The 21,113-nt window shown below is 72.9% G+C and carries 24 protein-coding genes and 1 pseudogene; 13 read left to right on the top strand and 12 right to left on the bottom strand.

What is annotated here, in order from left to right; genetic code table 11:
- Positions 1–9 precede the first annotated feature (9 nt).
- The 7 genes from A949_RS0123840 to hisF are packed head-to-tail and all read left to right on the top strand — an operon-like array spanning position 10 to position 4,500.
- Positions 10–1,143 (top strand): histidinol-phosphate transaminase, encoded by a 1,134-nt coding sequence (locus A949_RS0123840; RefSeq protein ID WP_026004971.1) that lies wholly within the window; start codon positions 10–12, stop codon positions 1,141–1,143.
- A complete protein-coding gene (gene hisB / locus A949_RS0123835; RefSeq protein ID WP_019358558.1) occupies positions 1,143–1,733 on the top strand; it encodes an imidazoleglycerol-phosphate dehydratase HisB in 591 nt (196 codons plus the stop codon). The genes A949_RS0123840 and hisB overlap by 1 nt, the downstream gene beginning before the upstream one ends.
- A complete protein-coding gene (locus A949_RS38580) occupies positions 1,730–1,894 on the top strand; it encodes a hypothetical protein (protein ID WP_019358557.1) in 165 nt (54 codons plus the stop codon). Before hisB ends, A949_RS38580 begins: the two co-directional genes overlap by 4 nt.
- A gap of 2 nt (positions 1,895–1,896) precedes the next feature.
- Positions 1,897–2,556, top strand: a complete 660-nt coding sequence (hisH, locus tag A949_RS0123825) for an imidazole glycerol phosphate synthase subunit HisH (protein WP_026004970.1) — start codon at positions 1,897–1,899, stop codon at positions 2,554–2,556.
- Between the two features lie 26 nt (positions 2,557–2,582).
- Positions 2,583–3,311, top strand: coding sequence for a bifunctional 1-(5-phosphoribosyl)-5-((5-phosphoribosylamino)methylideneamino)imidazole-4-carboxamide isomerase/phosphoribosylanthranilate isomerase PriA (gene priA / locus A949_RS0123820; RefSeq protein ID WP_026004969.1), 729 nt, complete (start codon positions 2,583–2,585; stop codon positions 3,309–3,311).
- Positions 3,311–3,745 carry a RidA family protein gene (locus tag A949_RS0123815; protein ID WP_019358554.1) on the top strand — a complete coding sequence of 145 codons (435 nt, stop codon included), beginning with the start codon at positions 3,311–3,313 and terminating at the stop codon, positions 3,743–3,745. The genes priA and A949_RS0123815 overlap by 1 nt, the downstream gene beginning before the upstream one ends.
- Positions 3,742–4,500, top strand: a complete 759-nt coding sequence (hisF, locus tag A949_RS0123810) for an imidazole glycerol phosphate synthase subunit HisF (RefSeq protein ID WP_019358553.1) — start codon at positions 3,742–3,744, stop codon at positions 4,498–4,500. The genes A949_RS0123815 and hisF overlap by 4 nt, the downstream gene beginning before the upstream one ends.
- A gap of 73 nt (positions 4,501–4,573) precedes the next feature.
- Here hisF and A949_RS34320 read toward each other — a convergent pair whose 3' ends face one another.
- Positions 4,574–5,260, bottom strand: a complete 687-nt coding sequence (locus tag A949_RS34320; RefSeq protein ID WP_051019596.1) for a response regulator transcription factor — start codon at positions 5,258–5,260, stop codon at positions 4,574–4,576.
- Complete coding sequence (locus A949_RS0123800) at positions 5,251–6,405, bottom strand: sensor histidine kinase (protein ID WP_026004968.1); 1,155 nt, start codon at positions 6,403–6,405, stop codon at positions 5,251–5,253. The genes A949_RS34320 and A949_RS0123800 overlap by 10 nt, the downstream gene beginning before the upstream one ends.
- A 303-nt stretch (positions 6,406–6,708) precedes the next feature.
- On the opposite strand from A949_RS0123800, the gene A949_RS0123795 reads away from it, so the two are divergent.
- Both A949_RS0123795 and A949_RS0123790 read left to right on the top strand, forming a co-directional pair.
- The gene (locus A949_RS0123795; protein WP_019358550.1) at positions 6,709–7,857 is read left to right on the top strand and encodes a serine hydrolase domain-containing protein; all 1,149 of its coding nucleotides are present in this window, start codon (positions 6,709–6,711) and stop codon (positions 7,855–7,857) included.
- Between the two features lie 49 nt (positions 7,858–7,906).
- Positions 7,907–8,119, top strand: a complete 213-nt coding sequence (locus A949_RS0123790; protein ID WP_019358549.1) for a hypothetical protein — start codon at positions 7,907–7,909, stop codon at positions 8,117–8,119.
- 81 nt (positions 8,120–8,200) lie between these two features.
- Here A949_RS0123790 and A949_RS0123785 read toward each other — a convergent pair whose 3' ends face one another.
- Both A949_RS0123785 and A949_RS39245 read right to left on the bottom strand, forming a co-directional pair.
- Complete coding sequence (locus tag A949_RS0123785; protein ID WP_019358548.1) at positions 8,201–8,410, bottom strand: DUF397 domain-containing protein; 210 nt, start codon at positions 8,408–8,410, stop codon at positions 8,201–8,203.
- A pseudogene (locus A949_RS39245) lies at positions 8,407–8,511 on the bottom strand (DNA-binding protein); the annotation flags it as partial. The gene A949_RS0123785 and the pseudogene A949_RS39245, both read right to left, overlap by 4 nt.
- A gap of 123 nt (positions 8,512–8,634) precedes the next feature.
- Between A949_RS39245 and A949_RS38260 the strand changes: the two are divergent.
- Positions 8,635–9,975 carry a DUF6924 domain-containing protein gene (locus A949_RS38260; RefSeq protein WP_158687627.1) on the top strand — a complete coding sequence of 447 codons (1,341 nt, stop codon included), beginning with the start codon at positions 8,635–8,637 and terminating at the stop codon, positions 9,973–9,975.
- Between the two features lie 137 nt (positions 9,976–10,112).
- On the opposite strand, the gene A949_RS0123770 is transcribed toward A949_RS38260, so the two are convergent.
- Complete coding sequence (locus tag A949_RS0123770) at positions 10,113–10,562, bottom strand: hypothetical protein (RefSeq protein WP_026004966.1); 450 nt, start codon at positions 10,560–10,562, stop codon at positions 10,113–10,115.
- Between the two features lie 175 nt (positions 10,563–10,737).
- Between A949_RS0123770 and A949_RS0123765 the strand changes: the two genes are divergently transcribed.
- Positions 10,738–11,100 (top strand): DUF6463 family protein, encoded by a 363-nt coding sequence (locus A949_RS0123765; RefSeq protein WP_037707299.1) that lies wholly within the window; start codon positions 10,738–10,740, stop codon positions 11,098–11,100.
- 4 nt (positions 11,101–11,104) lie between these two features.
- Here A949_RS0123765 and A949_RS0123760 read toward each other — a convergent pair whose 3' ends face one another.
- The 4 genes from A949_RS0123760 to A949_RS0123745 form a co-directional block, all read right to left on the bottom strand.
- Positions 11,105–11,845, bottom strand: coding sequence for a class I SAM-dependent methyltransferase (locus A949_RS0123760; protein ID WP_026004965.1), 741 nt, complete (start codon positions 11,843–11,845; stop codon positions 11,105–11,107).
- Between the two features lie 168 nt (positions 11,846–12,013).
- On the bottom strand, positions 12,014–12,754 hold the full coding sequence (locus A949_RS0123755) for a succinate dehydrogenase/fumarate reductase iron-sulfur subunit (protein WP_019358542.1): 741 nt from the start codon (positions 12,752–12,754) through the stop codon (positions 12,014–12,016).
- A complete protein-coding gene (locus A949_RS0123750) occupies positions 12,751–14,769 on the bottom strand; it encodes a fumarate reductase/succinate dehydrogenase flavoprotein subunit (RefSeq protein ID WP_019358541.1) in 2,019 nt (672 codons plus the stop codon). The genes A949_RS0123755 and A949_RS0123750 overlap by 4 nt, the downstream gene beginning before the upstream one ends.
- Before the next feature lies 1 nt (position 14,770).
- On the bottom strand, positions 14,771–15,529 hold the full coding sequence (locus A949_RS0123745) for a succinate dehydrogenase cytochrome b subunit (RefSeq protein ID WP_019358540.1): 759 nt from the start codon (positions 15,527–15,529) through the stop codon (positions 14,771–14,773).
- Between the two features lie 91 nt (positions 15,530–15,620).
- On the opposite strand from A949_RS0123745, the gene A949_RS0123740 reads away from it, so the two are divergent.
- On the top strand, positions 15,621–16,619 hold the full coding sequence (locus A949_RS0123740; RefSeq protein WP_019358539.1) for a LysR family transcriptional regulator: 999 nt from the start codon (positions 15,621–15,623) through the stop codon (positions 16,617–16,619).
- Here the strand turns inward: A949_RS0123740 and A949_RS0123735 are convergent.
- The 3 genes from A949_RS0123735 to A949_RS0123725 form a co-directional block, all read right to left on the bottom strand.
- The gene (locus A949_RS0123735) at positions 16,611–18,182 is read right to left on the bottom strand and encodes a hypothetical protein (RefSeq protein ID WP_158687626.1); all 1,572 of its coding nucleotides are present in this window, start codon (positions 18,180–18,182) and stop codon (positions 16,611–16,613) included. The two genes, A949_RS0123740 and A949_RS0123735, sit on opposite strands and share 9 nt — an antisense overlap.
- Positions 18,183–18,383: 201 nt before the next feature.
- Positions 18,384–19,646, bottom strand: coding sequence for a serine hydrolase domain-containing protein (locus A949_RS0123730; protein WP_019358537.1), 1,263 nt, complete (start codon positions 19,644–19,646; stop codon positions 18,384–18,386).
- Positions 19,647–19,867: 221 nt separating this feature from the next.
- Positions 19,868–20,500 (bottom strand): TIGR03085 family metal-binding protein, encoded by a 633-nt coding sequence (locus A949_RS0123725; protein WP_019358536.1) that lies wholly within the window; start codon positions 20,498–20,500, stop codon positions 19,868–19,870.
- 165 nt (positions 20,501–20,665) lie between these two features.
- Between A949_RS0123725 and hisI the strand changes: the two genes are divergently transcribed.
- Complete coding sequence (gene hisI, locus A949_RS0123720; protein WP_019358535.1) at positions 20,666–21,025, top strand: phosphoribosyl-AMP cyclohydrolase; 360 nt, start codon at positions 20,666–20,668, stop codon at positions 21,023–21,025.
- Positions 21,026–21,113: the final 88 nt, after the last annotated feature.

The raw sequence follows: 21,113 nt of genomic DNA, 5'->3' as shown, positions 1-21,113 counted from the left end.
AACAGCTCCGTGTCCTCGCTGGACGAGCTCCCCATCCGGGACGAGCTGCGCGGCAAGTCCCCCTACGGCGCGCCCCAGCTCGACGTACCCGTCCGGCTGAACACCAACGAGAACCCCTACCCGCTGCCCGAGGCGCTCGTGGCGCGGATCGCCGAGCGGGTCACCGAGGCCGCGCGGCACCTCAACCGCTACCCGGACCGGGACGCGGTCGAGCTGCGCACCGGGCTGGCCGACTACCTCTCCCGCACCGCCGGCCACTCCGTCGACCACCGGCAGGTGTGGGCGGCCAACGGCTCCAACGAGGTGCTCCAGCAGCTCCTCCAGGCGTTCGGCGGGCCGGGCCGGACGGCGCTGGGCTTCGAGCCGTCGTACTCGATGCACGCGCTGCTCGCCCGCGGCACCGGCACCGGCTGGCTGTCCGGCCCCCGCAACGGCGACTTCACCATCGACACCGAGGCCGCCGTCCGCGCCATCGCCGAGCACCGGCCCGACGTCGTCTTCGTCTGCTCGCCCAACAACCCCACCGGCACCGCCGTCTCGGAGGAGACGGTGCTGGCCCTGCACGACGCCGCACAGGCGGCCCGCCCCGCGCACGGGGCGCTGGTGGTGGTGGACGAGGCCTACGGCGAGTTCTCGCACCACCCCTCGCTGCTCCCGCTGATCGAGGGCCGGCCGCGGCTGGTGCTCTCGCGGACCATGTCCAAGGCGTTCGGCGCCGCCGGGCTGCGGCTGGGCTATCTGGCCGCCGCGCCCGCCGTGGTGGACGCCGTGCAACTGGTGCGGCTGCCCTACCACCTGTCGGCCGTCACCCAGGCCACGGCGCTGGCCGCGCTGGAGCACACCGACACCCTGCTCGGCTACGTCGCGCAGCTGAAGGCCGAGCGCGACCGGCTGGTGAGCGAGCTGCGCGCCCTGGGCTGCGAGGTCACCGACTCGGACGCCAACTTCGTGCAGTTCGGCCGCTTCGACGGCGCGGCCGGATCGCACGCCGTGTGGGAGGCGCTGCTGGCCCGCGGCGTACTGGTCCGGGACAACGGCGTCCCCGGCCGGCTGCGGGTGACGGCGGGCACGCCGGAGGAGAACGACGCGTTCCTCGACGCGGTGCGAGCCGTGCTGAAGGAACTGAAGGAGAAGAGCGACTGATGACGCGCAAGGGCCGGGTGGAGCGCACCACCAAGGAGACCTCTGTCGTGGTGGAGATCGACCTCGACGGCACCGGCGAGGTGGATGTCTCCACCGGGGTGGGCTTCTACGACCACATGCTCGACCAGCTCGGCCGGCACGGCCTGTTCGACCTCACCGTGAAGACCGAGGGCGATCTGCACATCGACAGCCACCACACCATCGAGGACACCTCGCTGGCGCTGGGGGCCGCCTTCAAGCAGGCGCTCGGCGACAAGCGCGGCATCGTGCGGTTCGCGAACGCCTCGGTGCCGCTGGACGAGTCGCTCGCCCAGGTGACCGTCGACCTGTCCGGCCGCCCCTACCTCGTGCACACCGAGCCCGAGGGCATGGCGCCGATGATCGGCAGCTACGACACCACGATGACCCGCCACATCCTGGAGTCCTTCGTCGCCCAGGCGCAGATCGCGCTGCACGTCCACGTGCCCTACGGCCGCAACGCGCACCACATCGTGGAGTGCCAGTTCAAGGCGCTGGCCCGGGCCCTGCGGTACGCGAGCGAACGCGACCCGCGGCAGACCGGCATCCCGTCCACGAAGGGTGCTCTGTGACCGGCCTCGCGGCGCTGCTGATCTTCGTCGGGCTGTTCCTGGCCGGCGGGGCGATCTCCTTCTGGAAGCAGCAGCTCCCCAAAGGGGTGATCGTGTTGCTCGCCGTGGCCTCGGTGATGTGCCTGGCGGCGGGGATCCTGCGAGTGGACTGGTGGGCATGACGATGAGCGCGGTGAACGGCAGGAAGAGCGTCGTGGTCTTCGACTACGGCTTCGGCAACGTGCGCTCCGCGGAGCGCGCCCTGGAGCGGGCCGGCGCCGACGTCGAGATCACCGGCGACTACGACAGGGCGATGGCCGCCGACGGCCTGCTGGTGCCCGGCGTGGGCGCCTTCGCCTCCTGCATGGAGGGGCTGGTCCGGGCGCGCGGCCACTGGGTGATCGGGCGCCGGCTGGCGGGCGGCCTGCCCGTCATGGGGATCTGCGTCGGTATGCAGGTCCTCTTCTCCCGCGGGATCGAGCACGGCCGGGAGGCCGAGGGCCTGGACGAGTGGCCCGGCACGGTCGGCCCGCTCGCCAACGACGCCGCGCACCCCGTCCCGCACATGGGCTGGAACACCGTCGAGGCGCCCGCCGACTCGCGGCTGTTCGCCGGGCTGCCCGCCGACGAGCGGTACTACTTCGTCCACTCCTACGCCGTGCACGACTGGGAGCTGGAGACCGCCAACCCGGCTCTGAAGCCTCCGGTGGTGAGCTGGACCGCGCACGCCGACCGGTTCGTCTCCGCCGTGGAGAACGGCCCGCTGTGGGCCACCCAGTTCCACCCCGAGAAGTCCGGCGACGCCGGAGCACAGCTACTGAAGAACTGGATCGAGTCCCTGTGAGCCGAAAGAGCGAGGAAGCCGTGAACGTGGCGAGCAACCGGCTGGAACTGCTGCCCGCCGTCGACGTCCGGGACGGGCAGGCCGTCCGCCTGGTGCACGGTGAGTCCGGCTCCGAGACCTCCTACGGCGACCCGCTGGAGGCGGCGCTGGCCTGGCAGCGCGCCGGAGCCGAGTGGCTGCACCTGGTCGATCTGGACGCCGCCTTCGGCACCGGCGACAACCGGGAGCGGATCGCCGAGGTCGCCCAGTCCATGGAGATCAAGGTCGAGCTGTCCGGCGGCATCCGCGACGACGCCTCGCTGGCGGCGGCGCTGGCCACCGGCTGCCGCCGCGTCAACCTCGGCACGGCGGCGCTGGAGGCCCCCGAGTGGGTCGCCGGGGTCATCGCCGAGTACGGCGACCGGATCGCCGTCGGCCTCGACGTGCGCGGCACCACGCTGCGCGGCCGCGGCTGGACCCGCGACGGCGGCGACCTCTACGAGACGCTGGCCCGCCTCGACTCCGAGGGCTGCGCCCGCTACGTCGTCACCGACATCGCCAAGGACGGCACCCTCAAGGGCCCCAACCTGGAGCTGCTGCGCACGGTGTGCGGCGCCACCGACCGGCCCGTGGTCGCCAGCGGCGGCGTCTCCTCGCTCGACGACCTGCGGGCCCTCGCGAAGCTGGTGCCCGAGGGCGTCGAGGGCGCGATCGTGGGGAAGGCCCTCTACGCCAAGGCGTTCACCCTGGAAGAGGCGTTGGAGGCGGTTTCCTGATGGCTTCGATACGGCGGATCGGGTCCGGTGCCCCCTGGGAGGAGCCGTTCGGCTACGCGCGCGCCGTCGAACTGCCCAACGGCCTGGTGCTGGTGGCCGGCTGCACCTCGGTGGTGGACGGTGTGATCGCCGAGGGCGGCCCCTACGACCAGACCGTCACCGCCTTCGGGGTGGCGCTGGACGCCCTCAAGTCCCTCGGCCTGGGCGCCGACAGCGTGGTGCGCACCCGGATGTACCTGACGCACGCGCGGGACGTCGAGGAGGTGGGACGCGCGCACAAGGAGCTGTTCGGCGAGGTCCGGCCCGTCTCCTCCATGATCATCGTGTCCGGTTTCGCCGACCCGAGCCTGGTGGTCGAGGTGGAGGTCGAGGCGTACCGGGACCCGCAAGAGGCCCCAGGAGCACCCGGAGCACAAGGAGCACACGGAGCATGACCCTCGCGGTCCGAGTCATCCCCTGCCTGGACGTGGACGGCGGCCGGGTCGTCAAGGGCGTCAACTTCCAGAACCTGCGCGACGCCGGCGACCCGGTCGAGATGGCCAAGGTCTACGACGCCGAGGGCGCCGACGAACTGACCTTCCTGGACATCACCGCCTCCTCCGGCGACCGCGAGACCACCTACGACGTGGTGCGCCGCACCGCCGAGCAGGTCTTCATCCCGCTGACCGTCGGCGGCGGGGTGCGCACCCCGGAGGACGTGGACAAGCTGCTGCGGGCCGGGGCCGACAAGGTCGGCGTCAACACCGCCGCCCTCGCCCGCCCGGAGCTGATCCGCGAGATCGCCGAACGGTTCGGCAGCCAGGTCCTGGTGCTGTCCGTGGACGCGCGCCGCCGCGCCGGAGGCGAGGGCTTCGAGGTCACCACGCACGGCGGCCGCCGCGGCGCCGACGTCGACGCCGTCGAGTGGGCCCACCGTGCGGCCGAACTGGGCGCCGGGGAGATCCTGCTCAACTCGATGGACGCGGACGGCACCAAGGACGGCTACGACACCGAGATGATCGCCGCCGTCCGCAAGCACGTCACCATCCCCGTGATCGCTTCCGGCGGCGCCGGGCGCCTCGACCACTTCCCGCCCGCCGTCGGCGCCGGCGCAGACGCCGTACTGGCCGCCTCGGTCTTCCACTTCGGCGACCTGCGGATCGGCGAGGTCAAGCAGACCCTGCGCGGCGCGGGCCACCCGGTCCGCTGACACCTGGCCGGCGGGGCCCGGACTGGCGGAGCCCGGACTGGTGGGGGCCGGGCCCCGGCCCGGCCCCGGCCGCCTACCGTTCCTCCGGCGACCGCGCGGGGGCCGGCCCGGAGACGGTACCGCCGTGGCGGCGGAGATAGGCCAGAACGGCCCGGACCCGGCGGTGGCCGCTGTCGCCGGCCGACAGGCCCAGCTTCATGAAGACGTGCCCGATGTGCTTGTGCACGGCATTGTCGGTGATGACGAGCCGGCGGCCGATGGCCGCGTTGTCGTGGCCCTCGGCCATCAACGCCAGGACTTCGCGCTCGCGTGCGGTCAGCGTGTCCACGGGATCGCCGCCGGCGAGGAGCTGGGCGACGACCTCGGGATCCATGGCGGTGCCGCCGTCCGCCACCCGGCGCAGCGCGTCGGTGAACTCCGCGACGCGGCTCACCCGGTCCTTGAGCAGATAGCCGATGCCGCCGCGGGCGTCCGCGAGGAGACGGCCCGCGTACTCCTGCTCCACGTACTGCGACAGCACCAGCACCGGAAGGCCCGGATGTGCGCGGCGGGCCTCGACAGCGGCGCGGATGCCCTCGTCGCGGAATGCCGGGGGCAGCCGCACGTCCACGATGGTGACGTCCGGCCGGTGGGCCTCGACGGCGGCGCGGAAACCGGGTGCGTCGGTGGCGATCGCGACGACCTCGAAACCCCGCGAGCCGAGCAGGAGCTCCAGCCCCGACGACAGCAGGACGTTGTCCTCGGCGAGCACTACGCGCACGGCAGCTCCACGGTGAGCGCTGTAGGCCCGCCGGGCGGGCTGCTGATCTCCATGGTGCCGTCCAACGCGGCGGCCCGGCGCCGGATTCCGTCCAGTCCGGAACCCCGGGCGGCCTCCGCTCCGCCCGTCCCGTCGTCGGAGATCTCCGCACGGAGCAGCACACCGCTGCGGGCGACCCGCACGGCAGCACGCGTGGCGCTGCTGTGCCGGGCGATGTTCGCCAGTGCCTCGGTGACGGCGAAGTAGGTGACCGCCTCGACCGCGGCGGGGACCTCACCGAGCGGACCGACGTCGAGGCGGGTCGGCACCCCGGCCCGGGTGGCCAGGGTGCTCAGCGCGCCGGAGAGGCCCTGGTCGGCGAGGACCGGGGGATAGATGGTGCGGATGACGGAGCGCAGCTCGGTCATCGCCTCCTCGGTCTCGGCGTGGGCCTGCCGCACCAGGGCGGCGGCCGGGCCGGAGTCGTCGGCGAGGCTCTCACCGGCCACGGCGAGCCGCATCGCGAGGGCCACGAGACGGGCCTGGGTGCCGTCGTGCAGATCGCGTTCGATGCGGCGCAGCTCCGCGCTGTGCGCCTGCAGGACATCGGTCCGTGTCCGGGTGAGTTCGGTGACGCGCTCGACCAGGCGTTCCGCGGGCGAGGGCGCCAGGACCGCCAGGCAGCACCGGGCGTGCGCGCGGGCGAGCGGCGGGAGGAGGAGGGCGGTCAGTACCGCCAGGCACACCAGATTCACCAGGCCCAGCGACAGCGCGGTCCCCCAGTCGGTGAGCGGAAAACTGACCACCGGCAGCCACGGCGCCGTCGGGAAGGCCCACCACAGCGCCGCGACGACGGGGGTGAGGGCGAGGCAACCCAGGCAGAGCAGGGCCAGCGCACCGGCCGGCAGACCGGTGGCCACCTGCGTCACGAGCCACACCAGGTCCCGGCGGGCGGCGCGCGGGCGCGGCTCGACCGGCTCTGCCAGCAGCCTCCCGGCACGCCGTCGCTGCCGCTCCGCCCAGGGCCGCAGCAGCGACGCAACGCACAGCAGCGGCAGTGCGGCGCCGAGCGTCACCGCCGCGGCCACCAGAGTGCCCAGCAAGTAGCGCCCGCCGCGCCATGTCGTGCGCCAACGCGTGCGGGCCGCGCCGAATAGGGTAGGCACCTGTTTTCGCTTTCTCCGTCGTACGGGCCGTACGGGGCGTGGGCCCGTCGGGGCTCACGTGAGGCACCCTAGGCACCGGGCACGTGCGCGGCACTACAGGCAGCTGTACCTTTCATCGGGGAGTACGCGGTAACGCTCCGCGGTCGATGGCTGCCTAGCGTGACGGGTATGAGATTCACGGCTCCGAGGTCCGCGCCCCGCCCTTCACATGCCTCTCCGCATTCCTCTGCGACCGACCGGCCCGGTCGGCGGCGCCGCGGTGTCGGCAGACGGTGGCCGGCCGCCGCAGCCGCCACTCTCGTCATGGCCGGAGCGGCCGTCGCCGTCCCACTGTCCGCCGACGCACGGGAGACAGCCGCTCCCGGATACCGGCAGCAGGACCTGCGCCGGGACACCGACGCCATCCGGGCGCTCGGGATCACCGGCGTGCAGGCCCGGGTGGGCACCACCGGTCCCGGCCGGGACCTGGTCGCCACCAGCGGCACCGCCGAGGCGGGCTCGCACCGTCCGGTACCCCGCAACGGCTACTTCCGGATGGCCAGCACCGGCAAGGCACTTGTGGCCACCGTCGTCCTGCAACTGGCCGACGAGGGCACGTTGTCTCTCGGCGACACGGTCGACCGCTGGCTGCCCGGCCTGGTACGCGGCAACGGCAACGACGGACGCCGCATCACCCTCCGCCACCTCCTCCAGCACACCAGCGGCATCCACGACGACGAACTCCCCGGCTACACCACGCCGCAGCAATACACCGAGCGCCGCCACGACACCTACACACCCCGGCAGATCGTCGCGCTGGCGATGCGGCACCACCCGGACTTCCGGCCGGGCAAGGGGTGGAGCTACTCCAACACCGGCTACGCGCTGCTCGACATGGTCATAGCGAAGGCCACGGGCCGCCCCTGGCACCGGGAGGTGGAGGACCGGATCCTGAAACCGCTCGGCATGGACCGCACCTATCTGCCGGACACCCCCGGAATCCGCCGTCCACACGCCCACGGCTACCAGGTCTTCCCCTCCGGCGACCGGGTCGACGTCACCAGGGTGATCCTTCCCGCCCCCGGCAACTACGTGTCCACCGCGGCGGACGTCAACCGCTTCTTCCGGGCCCTGCTCGGCGGCGATCTGCTGCCGCAGGCACGGCTGGCCGAGATGCAGGACACTGTCGAGGTCGACGAGGGGACCCAGCGGTTCTGGCCGGGTGGCCGGTACGGGCTCGGTCTGGTCAACCGCCCGCTGTCCTGCGGCGGCAGCTACTGGAGCCACGAGGGCGGCGACGGCGGCTACATCACCCTGAACGGCGCCACCGACGACGGCAGCCGCACCGTCACCGTCTCGATGTCCACCGCCCTGGCAGACTCGCCCGACAACGCGCTCCGGCAGGAGAAGGCCGCCGGCGACCTCGTCGACCACGCCCTGTGCGACACGCCGGGCACCGAAGGGGACACCTGACACCCTTTCCCGGCGCCGCGGGGATGGACGGGGCTATGCTCGCTTTCGTATGAGGCCCCGTACGCGCATCACCGTCAGCCTGCCTGCCGATCTCCTCGCCCACGCCCGAGCCGCCTCGGGCGGCGACCTCTCGGGCCATGTCGAGTACGCGCTCGGAGCCCGGCAACTGCGCGACGCGACGCCGGTTCTCCGGGCCTGGCGCGCAGGGGCCGGGGATGACGCGGAGGAGCTGGCCGATCTCTTCGGCGAGGAGATCCTGTGACGCCGCCGGCTCTTGGCCCGTGTCGGGGTTCCGTCGGTGGACGCGAAGGGAGCATCTCCGAACCGGTACCCGCCCCGTCGGTCAGGCGGTGCCGAGGTCTCCGCTCTTGATGCCCGTCACGAAGGTGGAGAACGCCTCGGTGGTCAGGTCCAGCACCGGACCCGCGGGGTTCTTGGAGTCCCGGACGGGAACGGTGCCGTGGCTGGCGGCGAGGTTGGTGGCGACCTCCACGCAGGCGCCGCCGTTGTTGCTGTAGGAGGACGTGAGCCAGCGAGGGGTTTCGGTCGTCACGGCGAGCCCTTTCGTAACTGATCGATCATGGCGACGGATTCCGTCTGGGAGGGCGCTGCGGCCTGTAGTTGATGGTAGGCCGTCAGTTTGGGCAGCACGAACCGGTCTGGAGCGCGACCGCGAAGCCGCGCGCACGGTGGGCGACTGGAGCCGGGCCACCGACTGCGTCGTACTCCTGCGACGGCACCCGGAGCACGGAACGAAGTCCGCTCGAAGGCCCTGAAGTGGCTGCTGCCGGACGGGTGGTGGTCGTTGTCGAGCCGCTGCGTCTTGCGCCGGTGCCGCCGGAAGAGAAATCATCCTCAAGAGTGTGGTTGCGTCATTGTCCTCTGCGTGCGAAGGAGATCCCCGACGTGTCGGAGTCCTGGAGCCTGGCTCAAAGCGAGTGGTTCTGCGTTACGTTTTCGCGGGGGCGCACCCAGGAGGAAGTCATCGAAATATACGGTGCGAGAAGGGGTGCCGGACAGGTGTCGCCCCTCGATGAAGAAGGGGATGTCATCGGGGGTGCTGGGGAATCCGGTCGTCGGCTGGACGAAGTGTTGGTCGGTAAGCTGGGCGACTGGGCCTTCGCCGTCGAGTTCGACAGTTCCATCGGTTGTCTTGACGGAATTCTCGCCCCTCTTTCGAAAGCCACGGAAACCATCCTTCTGTTCCTCAACGCGAAGGGGCTCTCAGGATTCGTCTATATAGTTGACGGCCGAGTCGTCGAATCTTTCGAACCCGGCGATGATTCAGGGAACCGTGGTTCGAGTGAGCGTGATTTTTTCGGGGAAGTTCTGGGGCTGACGGTGGCTGGTTGCCGCGGCGTGGAAGCTGCCTTGACGGTGATCGCCAACTACATCGGGAACCCCCTCACGCAGGAGATGCTGCGGGGCGCACTGTCGACTGCCGTGGTACCCGTCGACGACCGGCGAACACTGGAGCATGCGGACCCACCCCTTGAGTATCCGCCGCTGGCGGATCCGCCGCCGTCGCGACCACTGGGCCGATATCTGGGACCGCTTTTTCCTGCCGAAGATCCACGAGTGGTTGAGCAGTCTCGGCAGCGTGCTGCGGTACGTCTCGAACAGGCCCGAGGTGGGGGAGCGGGAATGAGACCGGTGATCGGTGACCACGACGCGGAGGCAGCACTCGTCGTGCGGACCAGCTACGAGGACGAATCCAGATGGCGGGCCATAGTGGCAGAACTGAGGCAACCGTGGGGTGAGGACGACGAGCACGAAGCCCGCGTGCACCTCGTGGACGATCCGGCCTGGTCCGGCGCGACGACAGGAGAGGTGCGGGCGGCGGTGCGGGCGGCCACGCCGGCCGGCCATGTCTTCGTCGTCGACTCCACCGCCGTTCGCCACTCGCACTTCGCCATGCTGGCGGTCGACCTCGATCCGGACGCTCATCCCGCCCGCGACGCCACCGAAGGCTCCGCGTCGGCGGAGGACGCTTTCCGCCTGGAGCCCGCAGCGGTCGGGGACGTGCATATGCTGCTCTCCCTCGGCGAGATGGGGTTCGACGAATACGTCGAAAGAGCTGACCGGGACCCGGACAAGGTCTATTGGTCCCCCTTCTGACGTCTGGTCTCCGGCCAGGCGCGGGTCTCCCTCCTGAGCGAAAACAGTGCAGGGCCCCCGACTCGGGCCCGTCGACTCACCCCGGTGCCCACGCCCGGACCGGTGACACCCGACGCGTGGCCGGTGCGCCTGCCGCGTCACTTCCGGTCGGCGGTGCTCTCGCGGGCGGTCGCCGCTTCCGGGGCGTGTGGCACGACCACGATCTGTGCGGCGTCCTCGTAGACGACCCGTCCCGGGCCGACGGAACGCAGAGCCCGGCAGTCGATGCCGTGCGCGGACAGAATCTCCAGATAGCCGGGGACACGGTCGAGGAGATGAGTGGCCGACGGCTTGAACCACGCCGCCGCGCCGGGGTTGATGTCGTCGTCGTAGATGTCGGGGTCGACGGTCGAGGGGTTGGGATACGCGGCGTCGTACCACCGGTTGTTGCGGCGGCGGAAGGCTTCTTGTTCCTCCGAGAGCCTGCCCTCCCTCGCCAGATTGTTGACGAGACCGAAAACGCCGGTGAAATGGCCTCGGCTGTTCCGGTGCGGCGATTGGAACCGGATGTACCGGACGGACTCGCTGTCGCGCTCGATCGACCCCATGAACGACATGTGCCACGCCCGTGGCCCCCGCACACGGCCCGCTGACGGCCGGCTCCGCGAACTCGCGCGCCGGGACGGGGTGCCGGCGGCACGGCGCGGCGAGCGATCCGGGAGTGATCCGTCCAAGTGCTCGAATGACGCCGGTCTCCGTGCTGCCGGGACTACGATCGGCGGTATGAATCGACCTTCAGCGGGACGTCTCCTCCAGGCCGTCGCGGTCGGCCACGGTGCCATCGGTGCGATGGTCCACCGGGAGGCGCTGGCGGAGCTGGCCCGCCGTGGTGTGGTCGACTCCGTGCCCGAGCGCGGCGACCGGGCGGCGGCCTTCTGGTTCATGGCGGCGGCGCCCGCCCTGTGGGTGGGCGGCCGGTTGCTCCGCTCGGCGGAGGAGCACGGCGACGTCGCCGCACAGCGTGCCGCGGGCGCGGTGCTGGCCGGTGTCGGTGCGGTGGGGACCGCGGCCATGCCCAAGGGCGGCTTCCCGGCGCTGGTCGCGATCGGCGGCATGCTGCTGCGCAGGCCCGTGCGGCGCGGGTAGGCGCTCAGCGCTTTCTGGCCAGGACCAGCCGGCAGCGCGGGGCGCCGTCGTCGCGGCGGCCCAGCTCCGCGAGGGGCTCCAGCGTTACGTCGAAGCCCGCCGCCTCCAAGTCCCGCCGGACGTCGCCGAGCGGCCAGGTGCGGTAGTACATGACGAAGGGCGGCCGCCACACGGTGTTGCGCACCCGCATCGCCGCGTCGAACCCGAGCAGCGACCAGTACGCGGCGGTGCCCGGGCGCGGCGGCGCCGCCATCGGGAACGCGAAGGTGCCGCCGGCCCGCAGCACCCGGTGCACCTGGCCGAAGAGGTGCGGGCGCTCGGCGGGCAGGAAGTGGCCGAACGCGCCGAAGCTGGCCACCAGATCGAAGGTGCCGTCGCGGAACGGCAGGGCGTGCGCGTCACCCCGCACCCAGTGCGGGGCGGGGTGCGGGGCGGTGGCGTACGCGAACCTGGCCTCCGCCAGCATGCCCGTGCTGAAGTCGGCGCCCACCGCCCGGCCGGTGCACACCTCCTCCAGCACCCGCAGGCCGGCGCCGGTGCCGCAGCACAGGTCGAGCCCGTCGGCGAAGGGGCCGTGGCCGCCGAGGGCCCGGGCGGTCGCGTCCAGCACCTTCTCCGGTGTCCGGTAGGCGGTGTGGTCGAACTTCGGCGCCAGCAGGTCGTAGCCGTGCTGGACGGACGAGAGTGCCTGCCGGGCCAGTTCGGGCAGGGTGGGGCGCTGGTCGAGGAGCCGGTTGGGGGACATCGGGTCACTGTAGAGGGTGCGGCGGGCCGCCCGGCTCCCCGGCATCGGCGCGGGCACCGGCCCCGGCATCGGCGCGGACGTCCGGCCCCGGCACCCGGGCGTCCGGCCCGGTGACCCGAGGCGCCCGGCGCCACCCGCCGCGGCGCCGCCCCTCCCCCCCGGGGGGGGCTATCTCTTCGCCGTCGCCCGCAAATACTCCCGGTTCATCGCGGCGATGGACGGCATCGGGATGCCCTTGGGGCAGGCCGTGGCGCACTCGCCGGTCAGGGTGCAGCCGCCGAAGCCCTCGGCGTCCATCTGCGCGACCATGTCGAGCACCCGGGTCTCCCGCTCGGGCGCTCCCTGCGGCAGCGCGGCGAGGTGGTTGACCTTGGCGGAGGTGAACAGCATGGCCGACCCGTTCGGGCAGGCTGCCACGCAGGCGCCGCAGCCGATGCACTCGGCGTGGGTGAACGCCGCGTCGGCGGCGGGCTTGGGCACGGCCGTCGCGTGGGCCTCGGGCGCCGCGCCGGTGGGCGCGGTGATGTAGCCGCCCGCGCCGATCACCCGGTCGAACGCGGACCGGTCGACGACCAGGTCCCGTACGACGGGGAAGGCCGCGGCGCGCCAGGGTTCGACGTCGACGGTGTCGCCGTCGGCGAAGTGCCGCATGTGCAGCTGGCAGGTGGTGGTGCGTTCGGGGCCGTGGGCCGCGCCGTTGATGACCATCCCGCAGGCGCCGCAGATGCCCTCGCGGCAGTCGTGGTCGAAGGCGACGGGTTCCTCGCCGCGGGTCAGCAGCGTCTCGTTGAGGGTGTCGAGCATCTCCAGGAAGGACATGTCGGGGGAGATGTCCTCGACCTCGTACGTGCGCATGTCGCCGGGCGACTCGGCATCCGGCTGCCGCCAGATCCGGAGGGTGAGGTTCATGTGTAGCTCCGCTGGGTGGGGTGTACGTGGTCGAAGTGCAGGGCTTCCTTGTGCAGCACGGGGGCCGTGCCGGTGCCGGTGAACTCCCAGGCGGCGGCGTAGCAGAACTCCTCGTCCTCGCGGGCCGCCTCGCCGTCCGCCGTGCGGTGCTCCTCGCGGAAGTGGCCGCCGCAGGACTCGGCGCGGTGCAGCGCGTCCAGGCACATCAGTTCGGCCAGCTCCAGGTGGTCGGCGACCCGGTTGGCCTGCTCCAGCGACTGGTTGAGCGCGGCGCCGCTGCCGGGCACCCGCACCCGCCGCCAGAACTCGGCGCGGAGTTCGGGGATCCGCTCCAGCGCCTTGCGCAGCCCCTCCTCGGTGCGGGACATGCCGCACTCGTCCCACAGGAGGGCGCCCAGTTCGCGGTGGAAGGACTCGGACGAGCGGTCGCCGTCCGCGGACAGCAGCGCGTCCAGCCGGTCGGAGACCGCGCGGACCGCCTCGTGCACGGCCGGATGGTCCGGGTCGGCGGGCTGGTGCGGGGTGCGGGCCAGGTAGTCGCCGAGCGTCGCGGGGAGGACGAAGTAGCCGTCGGCCAGGCCCTGCATCAGCGCGGAGGCGCCGAGCCGGTTGGCGCCGTGGTCGGAGAAGTTGGCCTCCCCGACGGCGAAGAGGCCCGGCACGGTGGTCATCAGGTCGTAGTCCACCCACAGCCCGCCCATCGTGTAGTGGATGGCCGGGTAGATGCGCATCGGGCGGGTGTAGGGGTCCTCGGCGGTGATCCGCGCGTACATCTCGAAGAGGTTGCCGTACTTCTCCTCGACGGCCTTCCGGCCCATTCTGGCGAGGGCGTCGGCGAAGTCGAGGTAGACGCCCTCCCGTCGCCCGCCACCGCCCTCGACCGAGGAGCCTTCGGCTCCGCCTCCGTGGCCGACGGGGCCCACGCCGCGGCCCTCGTCGCAGACGTTCTTCGCGGCGCGGGAGGCGATGTCGCGGGGGACGAGGTTGCCGAAGGAGGGGTAGAGCCGCTCCAGGTAGTAGTCCCGCTCGTCCTCGGGGATGTCCTGCGGGGCGCGGTCGTCGCCGGGTTCGGCGGGCACCCAGACGCGGCCGTCGTTGCGCAGCGACTCGCTCATCAGGGTGAGTTTGGACTGGTGGTCGCCGGAACGCGGGATGCAGGTGGGGTGGATCTGGGTGAAGCAGGGGTTGGCGAAGTGGGCGCCCCTGCGGTGCGCGCGCCACACGGCGGTCGCGTTGGAGTTCTTGGCGTTGGTGGACAGGTGGAAGACGTTGCCGTAGCCGCCGGTGGCCAGCACCACCGCGTCGGCGAAGTGGCTCTCGATCCGCCCGGTCAGCAGGTCGCGGGCGACGATGCCGCGGGCCCGGCCGTCGATGACGATCAGGTCCAGCATCTCGGTGCGCGGGTGCATCTCCACGGCGCCGGTGGCGATCTGCCGGGAGAGCGCCTGGTAGGCGCCGAGCAGCAGTTGCTGCCCGGTCTGGCCGCGGGCGTAGAAGGTGCGGGAGACCTGGACGCCGCCGAAGGAGCGGGTGTCCAGCAGCCCGCCGTACTCGCGTGCGAACGGCACGCCCTGGGCGACGCACTGGTCGATGATCTCGGTGGAGATCTCCGCCAGCCGGTGGACGTTCGACTCGCGGGAGCGGAAGTCGCCGCCCTTGACGGTGTCGTAGAAGAGCCGCTGCACCGAGTCGCCGTCGTTGCGGTAGTTCTTCGCCGCGTTGATGCCGCCCTGCGCGGCGACGGAGTGGGCGCGGCGCGGGGAGTCCTGGTAGCAGAACTGCACGACGCGGTAGCCCGCCTCGGCCAGGGTCGCTCCGGCCGAGCCGCCCGCCAGGCCGGTGCCGACGACGATGACGGTGTGCTTGCGGCGGTTGGCCGGGTTGACGAGCTTCGCCTCGAAGCGCCGCCGGTTCCACCGCTCGGCCACCGGTCCGTCGGGTGCCTTGGTGTCGACGGCCGGTTCGCCGGTCCGGTAGTCCTGGTAGGAGGTGCTGGGGCTGCTGGGGCTGCTCATGTCAGTTCACCACTCCGGTCATGACGCCGATGGGTACGGAGACGAATCCGGCGGTGATGGCCGCCGCGAGCACGGTCGCCCCGGCTCTGAGCAGGCGCCCGGTGCCGGGCCGGGTCACCCCGAGGGTCTGCGCCGCGCTCCAGAAGCCGTGCCGGATGTGCAGCCCGACGGCGAGCATGGCGACGAGGTAGATGACGTTCGCGTACCAGGTGCGGAACGCGGCCACGATGTTCTCGTACGGGTGGCCTTCCTGGCCGCGCGGGTTGACGGTGCCGGTCGTCAGGTCGAGCACGTGCCAGACGAGGAACAGGGCCAGGATGATCCCGCCCCAGCGCATGGTGCGGGTCGCGTAGCTGCTGCCGCGCCTGCGGTGCCGGTATCCGACCGGCCGGGCGGCGAGGTCGCGCCGGCTGAGCTGGTAGGCGCTCACGCCGTGCAGGACGACGGCCGCGAGCAGGACGGCCCGTGCGATCCACAGGAACCAGCCGTACCGCAGCAGCGGCTCACCCAGGGTGCGCAGCCAGTGTGCGTAGCCGTTCATGTCCTCGGGGCCGAAGAAGACCTTCAGGTTCGCGAACATGTGGACGAGCAGATAGGCCAGCATCAGCAGTCCGGTGACCGCCATGACCGCCTTCTTGCCGATCGTCGAGCCCCACAGGGTGCGCAGCCGGCCCCGCCGGGGGCCCGGCCCCGGCGGGGCGGCCGAGCCGGTCCGGGGCCGCTGCGGAGTGGGGGTGCGGATATCCGTCGCCATGACCATGCACGGTAGGGACGGCCTTCGCTATCAGTCCAAGACATAGAACAGCTGCGAACGATAGGTGTGGCCTATCGACGCGTCGTATGCTTGCCGTATGCAGCTCCAGCAGCTCCGCTACTTCACCGCCGTCGCCGACACCCGCCACTTCACCCGGGCCGCGCAGCAGGAGCACGTCGCCCAGCCCTCCCTCTCCCAGCAGATCCGCTCCCTGGAGCGGGAGCTGGGCGCCGAGCTCTTCCACCGGGCGCGCGGGCACATCTCGCTCACCGACGCGGGCGAGGCCCTGCTGCCGCTGGCCCGGCGGATCCTGGCCGACACCGAGACGGCCCGCCGCGAGGTGCAGGAAGTCGCGCAGCTCCGCCGCGGGCGGGTCCGGCTCGGGGCGCCGCCGAGCCTGTGCGCCGGACTCGTGCCGGACGTGCTGCGCGCCTTCCACGACCGCTACCCCGGTGTGGAGCTGATGGTCCACGAGGACGGCTCCCAGGACCTGGTGCGGGCACTGGCGGCGGGGGAGCTGGACCTGGCGCTGATCATCACCCCGCTGCCGGGCCAGGGGCCGGTGCTGGCCACGGCCGAGCTGCTGAGCGAGGAACTGGTCGTCGTCGCGGCCCCGGACGCGCCCCCGCTCCCGCGCCGTGACCGCATCCGCGTCGAGGACCTGCGCGGCCGTCCGCTGGCGATGTTCCGGCGCGGCTACGACCTGCGGGAGCTGACCGTGGCCGCCTGCCGGGACGCGGGCTTCGAACCCGTCTTCGGCGTGGAGGGCGGCGAGATGGACGCCGTGCTCGGCTTCGTCCGCGCGGGCCTCGGACTGGCCGTCGTCCCCCGGATGGTCGCGGCCCGCTCCGGCCTGCGGATCACCCGCTTCGCACCACCCGGGCTGCACCGCACCGTCGCGGTCGCGCACCGCGGCGACGTCTCCCCGACCCGCGCGGCCCGGGAGCTCCAGCGGATCCTGACCGAGCGGGTCGCCCTCGAAGACGGCGGCCCCGGTCCCGACAGCCGGTCCTCGACAGCCTCGCCGGGCAGGGCGCAGGAGGCGACGGCGGCGCCGGGGAAGCCGTCGCCGCCACGCTCGTCGCGCTCAGAGTGAGCGCCGGCGCCTCCAGGTCACCAGAGCCGCGACGAGGACGAACAGCCCGAGGGTAATCCCGGCAGTCGCGAGGAGGCCGGGCGTGGCCCAAGCCGGACCCGGCCACACGGACACCGTGACCTCGGCGCTGTCGTCGGCGGTCTCCGGGTCGTTGCTCGGGTGGTGGCTGTCGCCATCGGCGACGGTGACCCGCCCGCCACGCTGCGCCGACTCCTCGTCGATGCGGAGGGTGAAGGGGAAGGTCGTGGTGGCTCCCGCCTTCCCCGCGTCCGTTCTGCACACGTACCGGCGGGCGCTCGGCTGCCTCACGGACGCTTCGGCAAGGGGCGAGCCGTCGGCGGCGAGAGCCCGGCAGTCCTGGTCGATCACCTCCTCGTCCAGCTCGGGATCGTAGGGCGACGACACGACGGTGGTGCCCGCCGGAACCACGAACTCGACCTCGACCTCGGCCGGAAGCGACCCCGGGCCGTCGTTGCGTACGCCGACCCGCACCTCCGCCCGGCTGCCGACGGGCCCCCTCGCGGTGTCGGCGAGCGCGACCAGGTCGCTGGTGTTGCGCACGGCGAGCTGGAGGCGTGCCGCGCTCTCGCCCGTCGCGTGCGGTGCCCCCGCGTCCTCGCGGTCCTCCGGGCCGGCCCCGGGCAGGTAGCGGAGCGCCGGTCCCTGTCCGGACTCGTACTGCCCGGCGGTGTCCTCCGGCGAGACCTGGTCCGTGAGGGGAGCGGCCTCGAAGACGACGGTCGGGTAGGTGGCGTCGGCGGCGAGTGTGAAAGCCTCGGGAGCGGCGAGGCGGTAGGTCCCGCCGGGCGGGATGACGACATCGTCGGCGGGCAGCCGGCACCAGGCCGATGTGGTGCCGCGATAGAGGCAGTTGCGGTGCTCGCCCGCCATCCGGAGACCGTCGCGGGTGCCGATGTGGAGCGAGACCCCGCGAGCGGGGACGTCCCCGGTGTTGCGCAGGTTCAGCGCGACGGCGACCCGTCCGCCCGGCTGCACGTCGTCCCGGTCCGCCCGGGTCTCGACGGTCAGCACCGGCTCACCGACGACGATGCGGGTGCTCGCCGTGACGCTCGGCAGGCCCGGCGAGGTCAGCCGGTACCGCAGCACCGCCGAGTCGCCCGCCTCGGCCCCGTCCGCGGGACTCACACGGAAGGACTGCCCGCTCCCGCCGTGCCGCCGGTCGACCGGTTCGCCATCGCAGTGGAACGTGGGCAGCCGGACCGGGCAGTTGTCCTGACCCGTCTTCAGGACGGCGACGCCCCTCAGATCCGCCGCGTCGACGGCCACTGTGTAGTGGCCCGTTCCGCGCTCCCCGAACAGCTCCCTGATGCCGAACCTCGACTCCGGGGTGCCCGCGGGATCGCGCGGGACGTAGAAGACGGAGGGCACATCGAACTCGGGACGGGGCCGGTCCGACGAGGCGGAGCAGCCGAGGAGCCCCGCCGACACGCCCAGAACGAGGACCACCGCCGTCACCGCCGCCCGGAAGGACCGGATCGGGCGCGAGGTGCCGCTGCCCGGTATTCGCTGCCACGTGGTGGTGACGCGCTTCGACGTGTGCACGGCGGTCACTCTGCCATGGCGCCGGAGCGAGCGGACGCTTGCTGCCGGAGGGTGGCACGGCCCGGCTCACGCCGGCGTCCGGGACGGCAGGCCGGGGGATACCCGGATCGTCCGACGGAGCCCGGGAACCCGTCCCGGGGCCGGCCGGACCGCCCTCGCGGATGTCTCCCCCCGGGTCCCGGACGATCCGGACGCAGGGGCTCAGCTCCCGGCCGTGGCCGCCTCGGCGATCCGCCGGCTCATCGGCGAGGGGTCCGCGCCCGGCTCGACCGGGGTGAACGTCCACACCAGCCGCCGCTGCTGGTCGCGGGTGGCGAACATCCCGGTCGCATAGCCGTGCTGCTCGCCGGTCTTGCCCCACAGCTCCACCCCCTCGACGGTGACCGTCTGCAGCCCGGTGCTGTAGCGCGCCGGACTCCCGTCGAGCATCCGCACCTGCTTCGGCGGCAGCGTGAACATCCTGCGCAACTGCCGCTGCGGCAGCAGCGCCCCGGAGAACAGCGCGGACAGGAAGCGGTGCAGATCGCCGGTGCTGGTCACGATCTCGCCGTCCGCGTGCGAGGCGGACATGTCGAACTCGGTGACGTCCGCGAGCGTGCCGTCCTCCCTCTCCAGGCCGCCGTGCATGTGCGGGCCGCGGATCCGCCGCGGGTACCCCTCCGCCGACGGGAAGGAGGTGTGTCCCAGCCGCAGCGGGCGCAGCAGCCGGTCGCGCAGCTCGATCCCGTACGGACGTCCCGTCACCTGCTCGATGACCAGCGCCGCCAGCACGTAGTTGACGCCGCGGTACTCCTGCCGGGTGCCCGGCCGGAACTTCAGCTCGCCGCCGGTGGCGCTCGCCACGATCCGCTGCGGGGTCCACCGGTCGAAGCGGTGCCGCAGCACGGCCTCCGCCGTGCTCATGTCGGGCAGTCCGACGTGGTCGGGCAGCCCGCTGGTGTGGTCGAGGAGCTGCGCCACCGTGACGGCCCCGAAGCGCTCCGGCAGCAGGTCGGGCAGGTGGTGCCGGACGGGCGCCGCCAGGCGCAGCCGCCCCTCGTCGGCGAGTTGCAGCGCCGCGGTCGCCACGAACGCCTTGGTGACGCTGCCCGCGCGCACCTTGTCGTTGAGCCCGACCGGTCGCCCGGTCGACGGGTCCGAGACCCCCGAGGTGCCGTACCACCGTCCGGCCGACCCGCTGACCCGCAACTGTGCCCCGGAGGCGCGCGGGTGCGCCAGATCGTCCAGGGCGGCCCGCAGCGCGCGGGCGTCGGGCGGCGGGAGCCTCCGGCCCCCGCCCGCGTCCGGGCGGCCGGCCTCGGGGGTGTCCGCGGCGGCCACCGGCACCGGGGTACCGACGGCGGCCAGCGCCGTACCGGAGGCCACCCCGGCGAGCAGATTCCGGCGGGCGGGGCGGCCGGCGGGCCGGCGGAGGGGGCGGACGGCGGGGTGGGTGCGGCTGCGGGAGAGCGGCGAGAAGGTCATGACTCCACCCTCGCGGCGCCGGCCACGCGCTCCATCCGGGAACACCCTGAGCCGTCCCGGTACCCGCCCCCGCCCCGCCTTGGGGGCGGCGCCCGGCGCGGACCGGGGGCGCACACCGGTGCGCTGCCGGTTCCGGCTCCGGGATCGCGCCCCACGCGGGCGGAGGCGCGGCGGGCCGGCCGGAGCATGTCCCGGTGCCGGGTCCCCGGCGCGGGCACCCGCTACGTGCCGAGGCCGGCCTCGGCGAGGCGGGCGAGCGCCTCCTTGTCGCCGTCCAGTTCCACGTCCGCCTGCTCGGTGCGGCCGGAGACGAACAGCAGCAGCTCCGAGGGGGCGCCGACGGCGGTCACGACCGGGGTGCCGCGCCGGGCGACCGCCGTCTGGCCGTCGGGGCGGCGCAGCACCAGGCCGACCGGAGCCTTGCGCCCGTACATCCGGGCGGCCGTCTCCAGCCGGCGCCACAGCGCGTCCTCGAGGACGGGGTCCAGCTCGCGCCGCGCCCAGTCGGGCTGTGCACGGCGTACGTCCTCCCCGTGGATGAAGAACTCGACCGTGTTGGCCGCCTCGTCCACCTGCTTCAGCGCGAAGGGCGACATCCGGGGCGGCCCGGTGCGGATGAGGTGGATCAGCTCGTCGTACGGTTTGGCGGTGAACTCGGCCTGCACCCGCTCCAGTCGGGGCGCGAGCTGTTTGATCAGCAGGCCGCCGGCCGCGTCTCCGCGGCGTTCGCGCACGACGACGTGCGCGGCCAGGTCCCGGGTGCGCCACCCTTCGCACAGAGTGGGCGCGTCGGGTCCGTTGGCCTCCAAGAGGTCGGCGAGCAGCAGACGTTCACGCTTGGCATGGGTCGACATACCGCAAGCGTACGGCGCGCGGGGCGCGGACGGGGGAGCTGTCGGTGCCCGGGCGTGTGCGCGGCGTGTCCGACACCGTGCCGCGTGCCGCCGCACCGGATGCGCGGCGGCGGCCCCGCGCAGCGCGGTACGCGGAGGGCGGGACGGGTGCGGGACAATGGAGCCATGTCCCAGGAGAGCTCCCTCGACCCCGCCGTCGCCGCCAGGCTCAAGCGCAACCCGGACGGGCTGCTGCCCGCCGTCGCCCAGCAGTACGACACCGGGGAGGTGCTGATGCTGGGATGGATGGACGACGAGGCCCTGCACCGCACCCTCACCACCGGACGCGCCACCTACTGGAGCCGCAGCCGCGGCGAGTACTGGGTGAAGGGCGACACCTCCGGGCATGTGCAGCGGGTCAAGTCCGTGGCGCTGGACTGCGACGCGGACACCGTGCTCGTGCGGGTCGACCAGACCGGGGCCGCCTGCCACACCGGCAGCCGCACCTGCTTCGACGCGGACGTGCTGCTGGCCCGGGAGCCGTGACGCCGACGGCCCGCCGTCGCACGACGGGTGGCGCCGGCGCCGGGCCGTCCCACGTCCGGTGACCTGGACGCCGTGCCGCCGCCGGACC

The sequence above is a fragment of the Streptomyces sp. AA1529 genome (assembly GCF_000280905.1).
Lineage (GTDB): Bacteria > Actinomycetota > Actinomycetes > Streptomycetales > Streptomycetaceae > Streptomyces.
Note: the sequence above shows the minus strand (reverse complement) of the source record. Positions and strands in the feature narration are given on the sequence as shown.

Excerpts from the sequence above, each read along its gene's own strand:
- hisB (WP_019358558.1), top strand. The coding sequence starts at position 1,143 with ATGACGCGCAAGGGCCGGGTGGAGCGCACCACCAAGGAGACCTCTGTC.
- hisH (WP_026004970.1), top strand. The coding sequence starts at position 1,897 with ATGAGCGCGGTGAACGGCAGGAAGAGCGTCGTGGTCTTCGACTACGGC.
- A949_RS0123815 (WP_019358554.1), top strand. The coding sequence starts at position 3,311 with ATGGCTTCGATACGGCGGATCGGGTCCGGTGCCCCCTGGGAGGAGCCG.
- hisF (WP_019358553.1), top strand. The coding sequence starts at position 3,742 with ATGACCCTCGCGGTCCGAGTCATCCCCTGCCTGGACGTGGACGGCGGC.
- A949_RS0123795 (WP_019358550.1), top strand. The coding sequence starts at position 6,709 with ATGGCCGGAGCGGCCGTCGCCGTCCCACTGTCCGCCGACGCACGGGAG.
- A949_RS0123790 (WP_019358549.1), top strand. The coding sequence starts at position 7,907 with ATGAGGCCCCGTACGCGCATCACCGTCAGCCTGCCTGCCGATCTCCTC.
- A949_RS0123770 (WP_026004966.1), bottom strand. The coding sequence starts at position 10,562 with ATGGGGTCGATCGAGCGCGACAGCGAGTCCGTCCGGTACATCCGGTTC.
- A949_RS0123765 (WP_037707299.1), top strand. The coding sequence starts at position 10,738 with ATGAATCGACCTTCAGCGGGACGTCTCCTCCAGGCCGTCGCGGTCGGC.
- A949_RS0123760 (WP_026004965.1), bottom strand. The coding sequence starts at position 11,845 with ATGTCCCCCAACCGGCTCCTCGACCAGCGCCCCACCCTGCCCGAACTG.
- A949_RS0123755 (WP_019358542.1), bottom strand. The coding sequence starts at position 12,754 with ATGAACCTCACCCTCCGGATCTGGCGGCAGCCGGATGCCGAGTCGCCC.
- A949_RS0123750 (WP_019358541.1), bottom strand. The coding sequence starts at position 14,769 with ATGAGCAGCCCCAGCAGCCCCAGCACCTCCTACCAGGACTACCGGACC.
- A949_RS0123745 (WP_019358540.1), bottom strand. The coding sequence starts at position 15,529 with ATGGTCATGGCGACGGATATCCGCACCCCCACTCCGCAGCGGCCCCGG.
- A949_RS0123740 (WP_019358539.1), top strand. The coding sequence starts at position 15,621 with ATGCAGCTCCAGCAGCTCCGCTACTTCACCGCCGTCGCCGACACCCGC.
- A949_RS0123730 (WP_019358537.1), bottom strand. The coding sequence starts at position 19,646 with ATGACCTTCTCGCCGCTCTCCCGCAGCCGCACCCACCCCGCCGTCCGC.
- A949_RS0123725 (WP_019358536.1), bottom strand. The coding sequence starts at position 20,500 with ATGTCGACCCATGCCAAGCGTGAACGTCTGCTGCTCGCCGACCTCTTG.
- hisI (WP_019358535.1), top strand. The coding sequence starts at position 20,666 with ATGTCCCAGGAGAGCTCCCTCGACCCCGCCGTCGCCGCCAGGCTCAAG.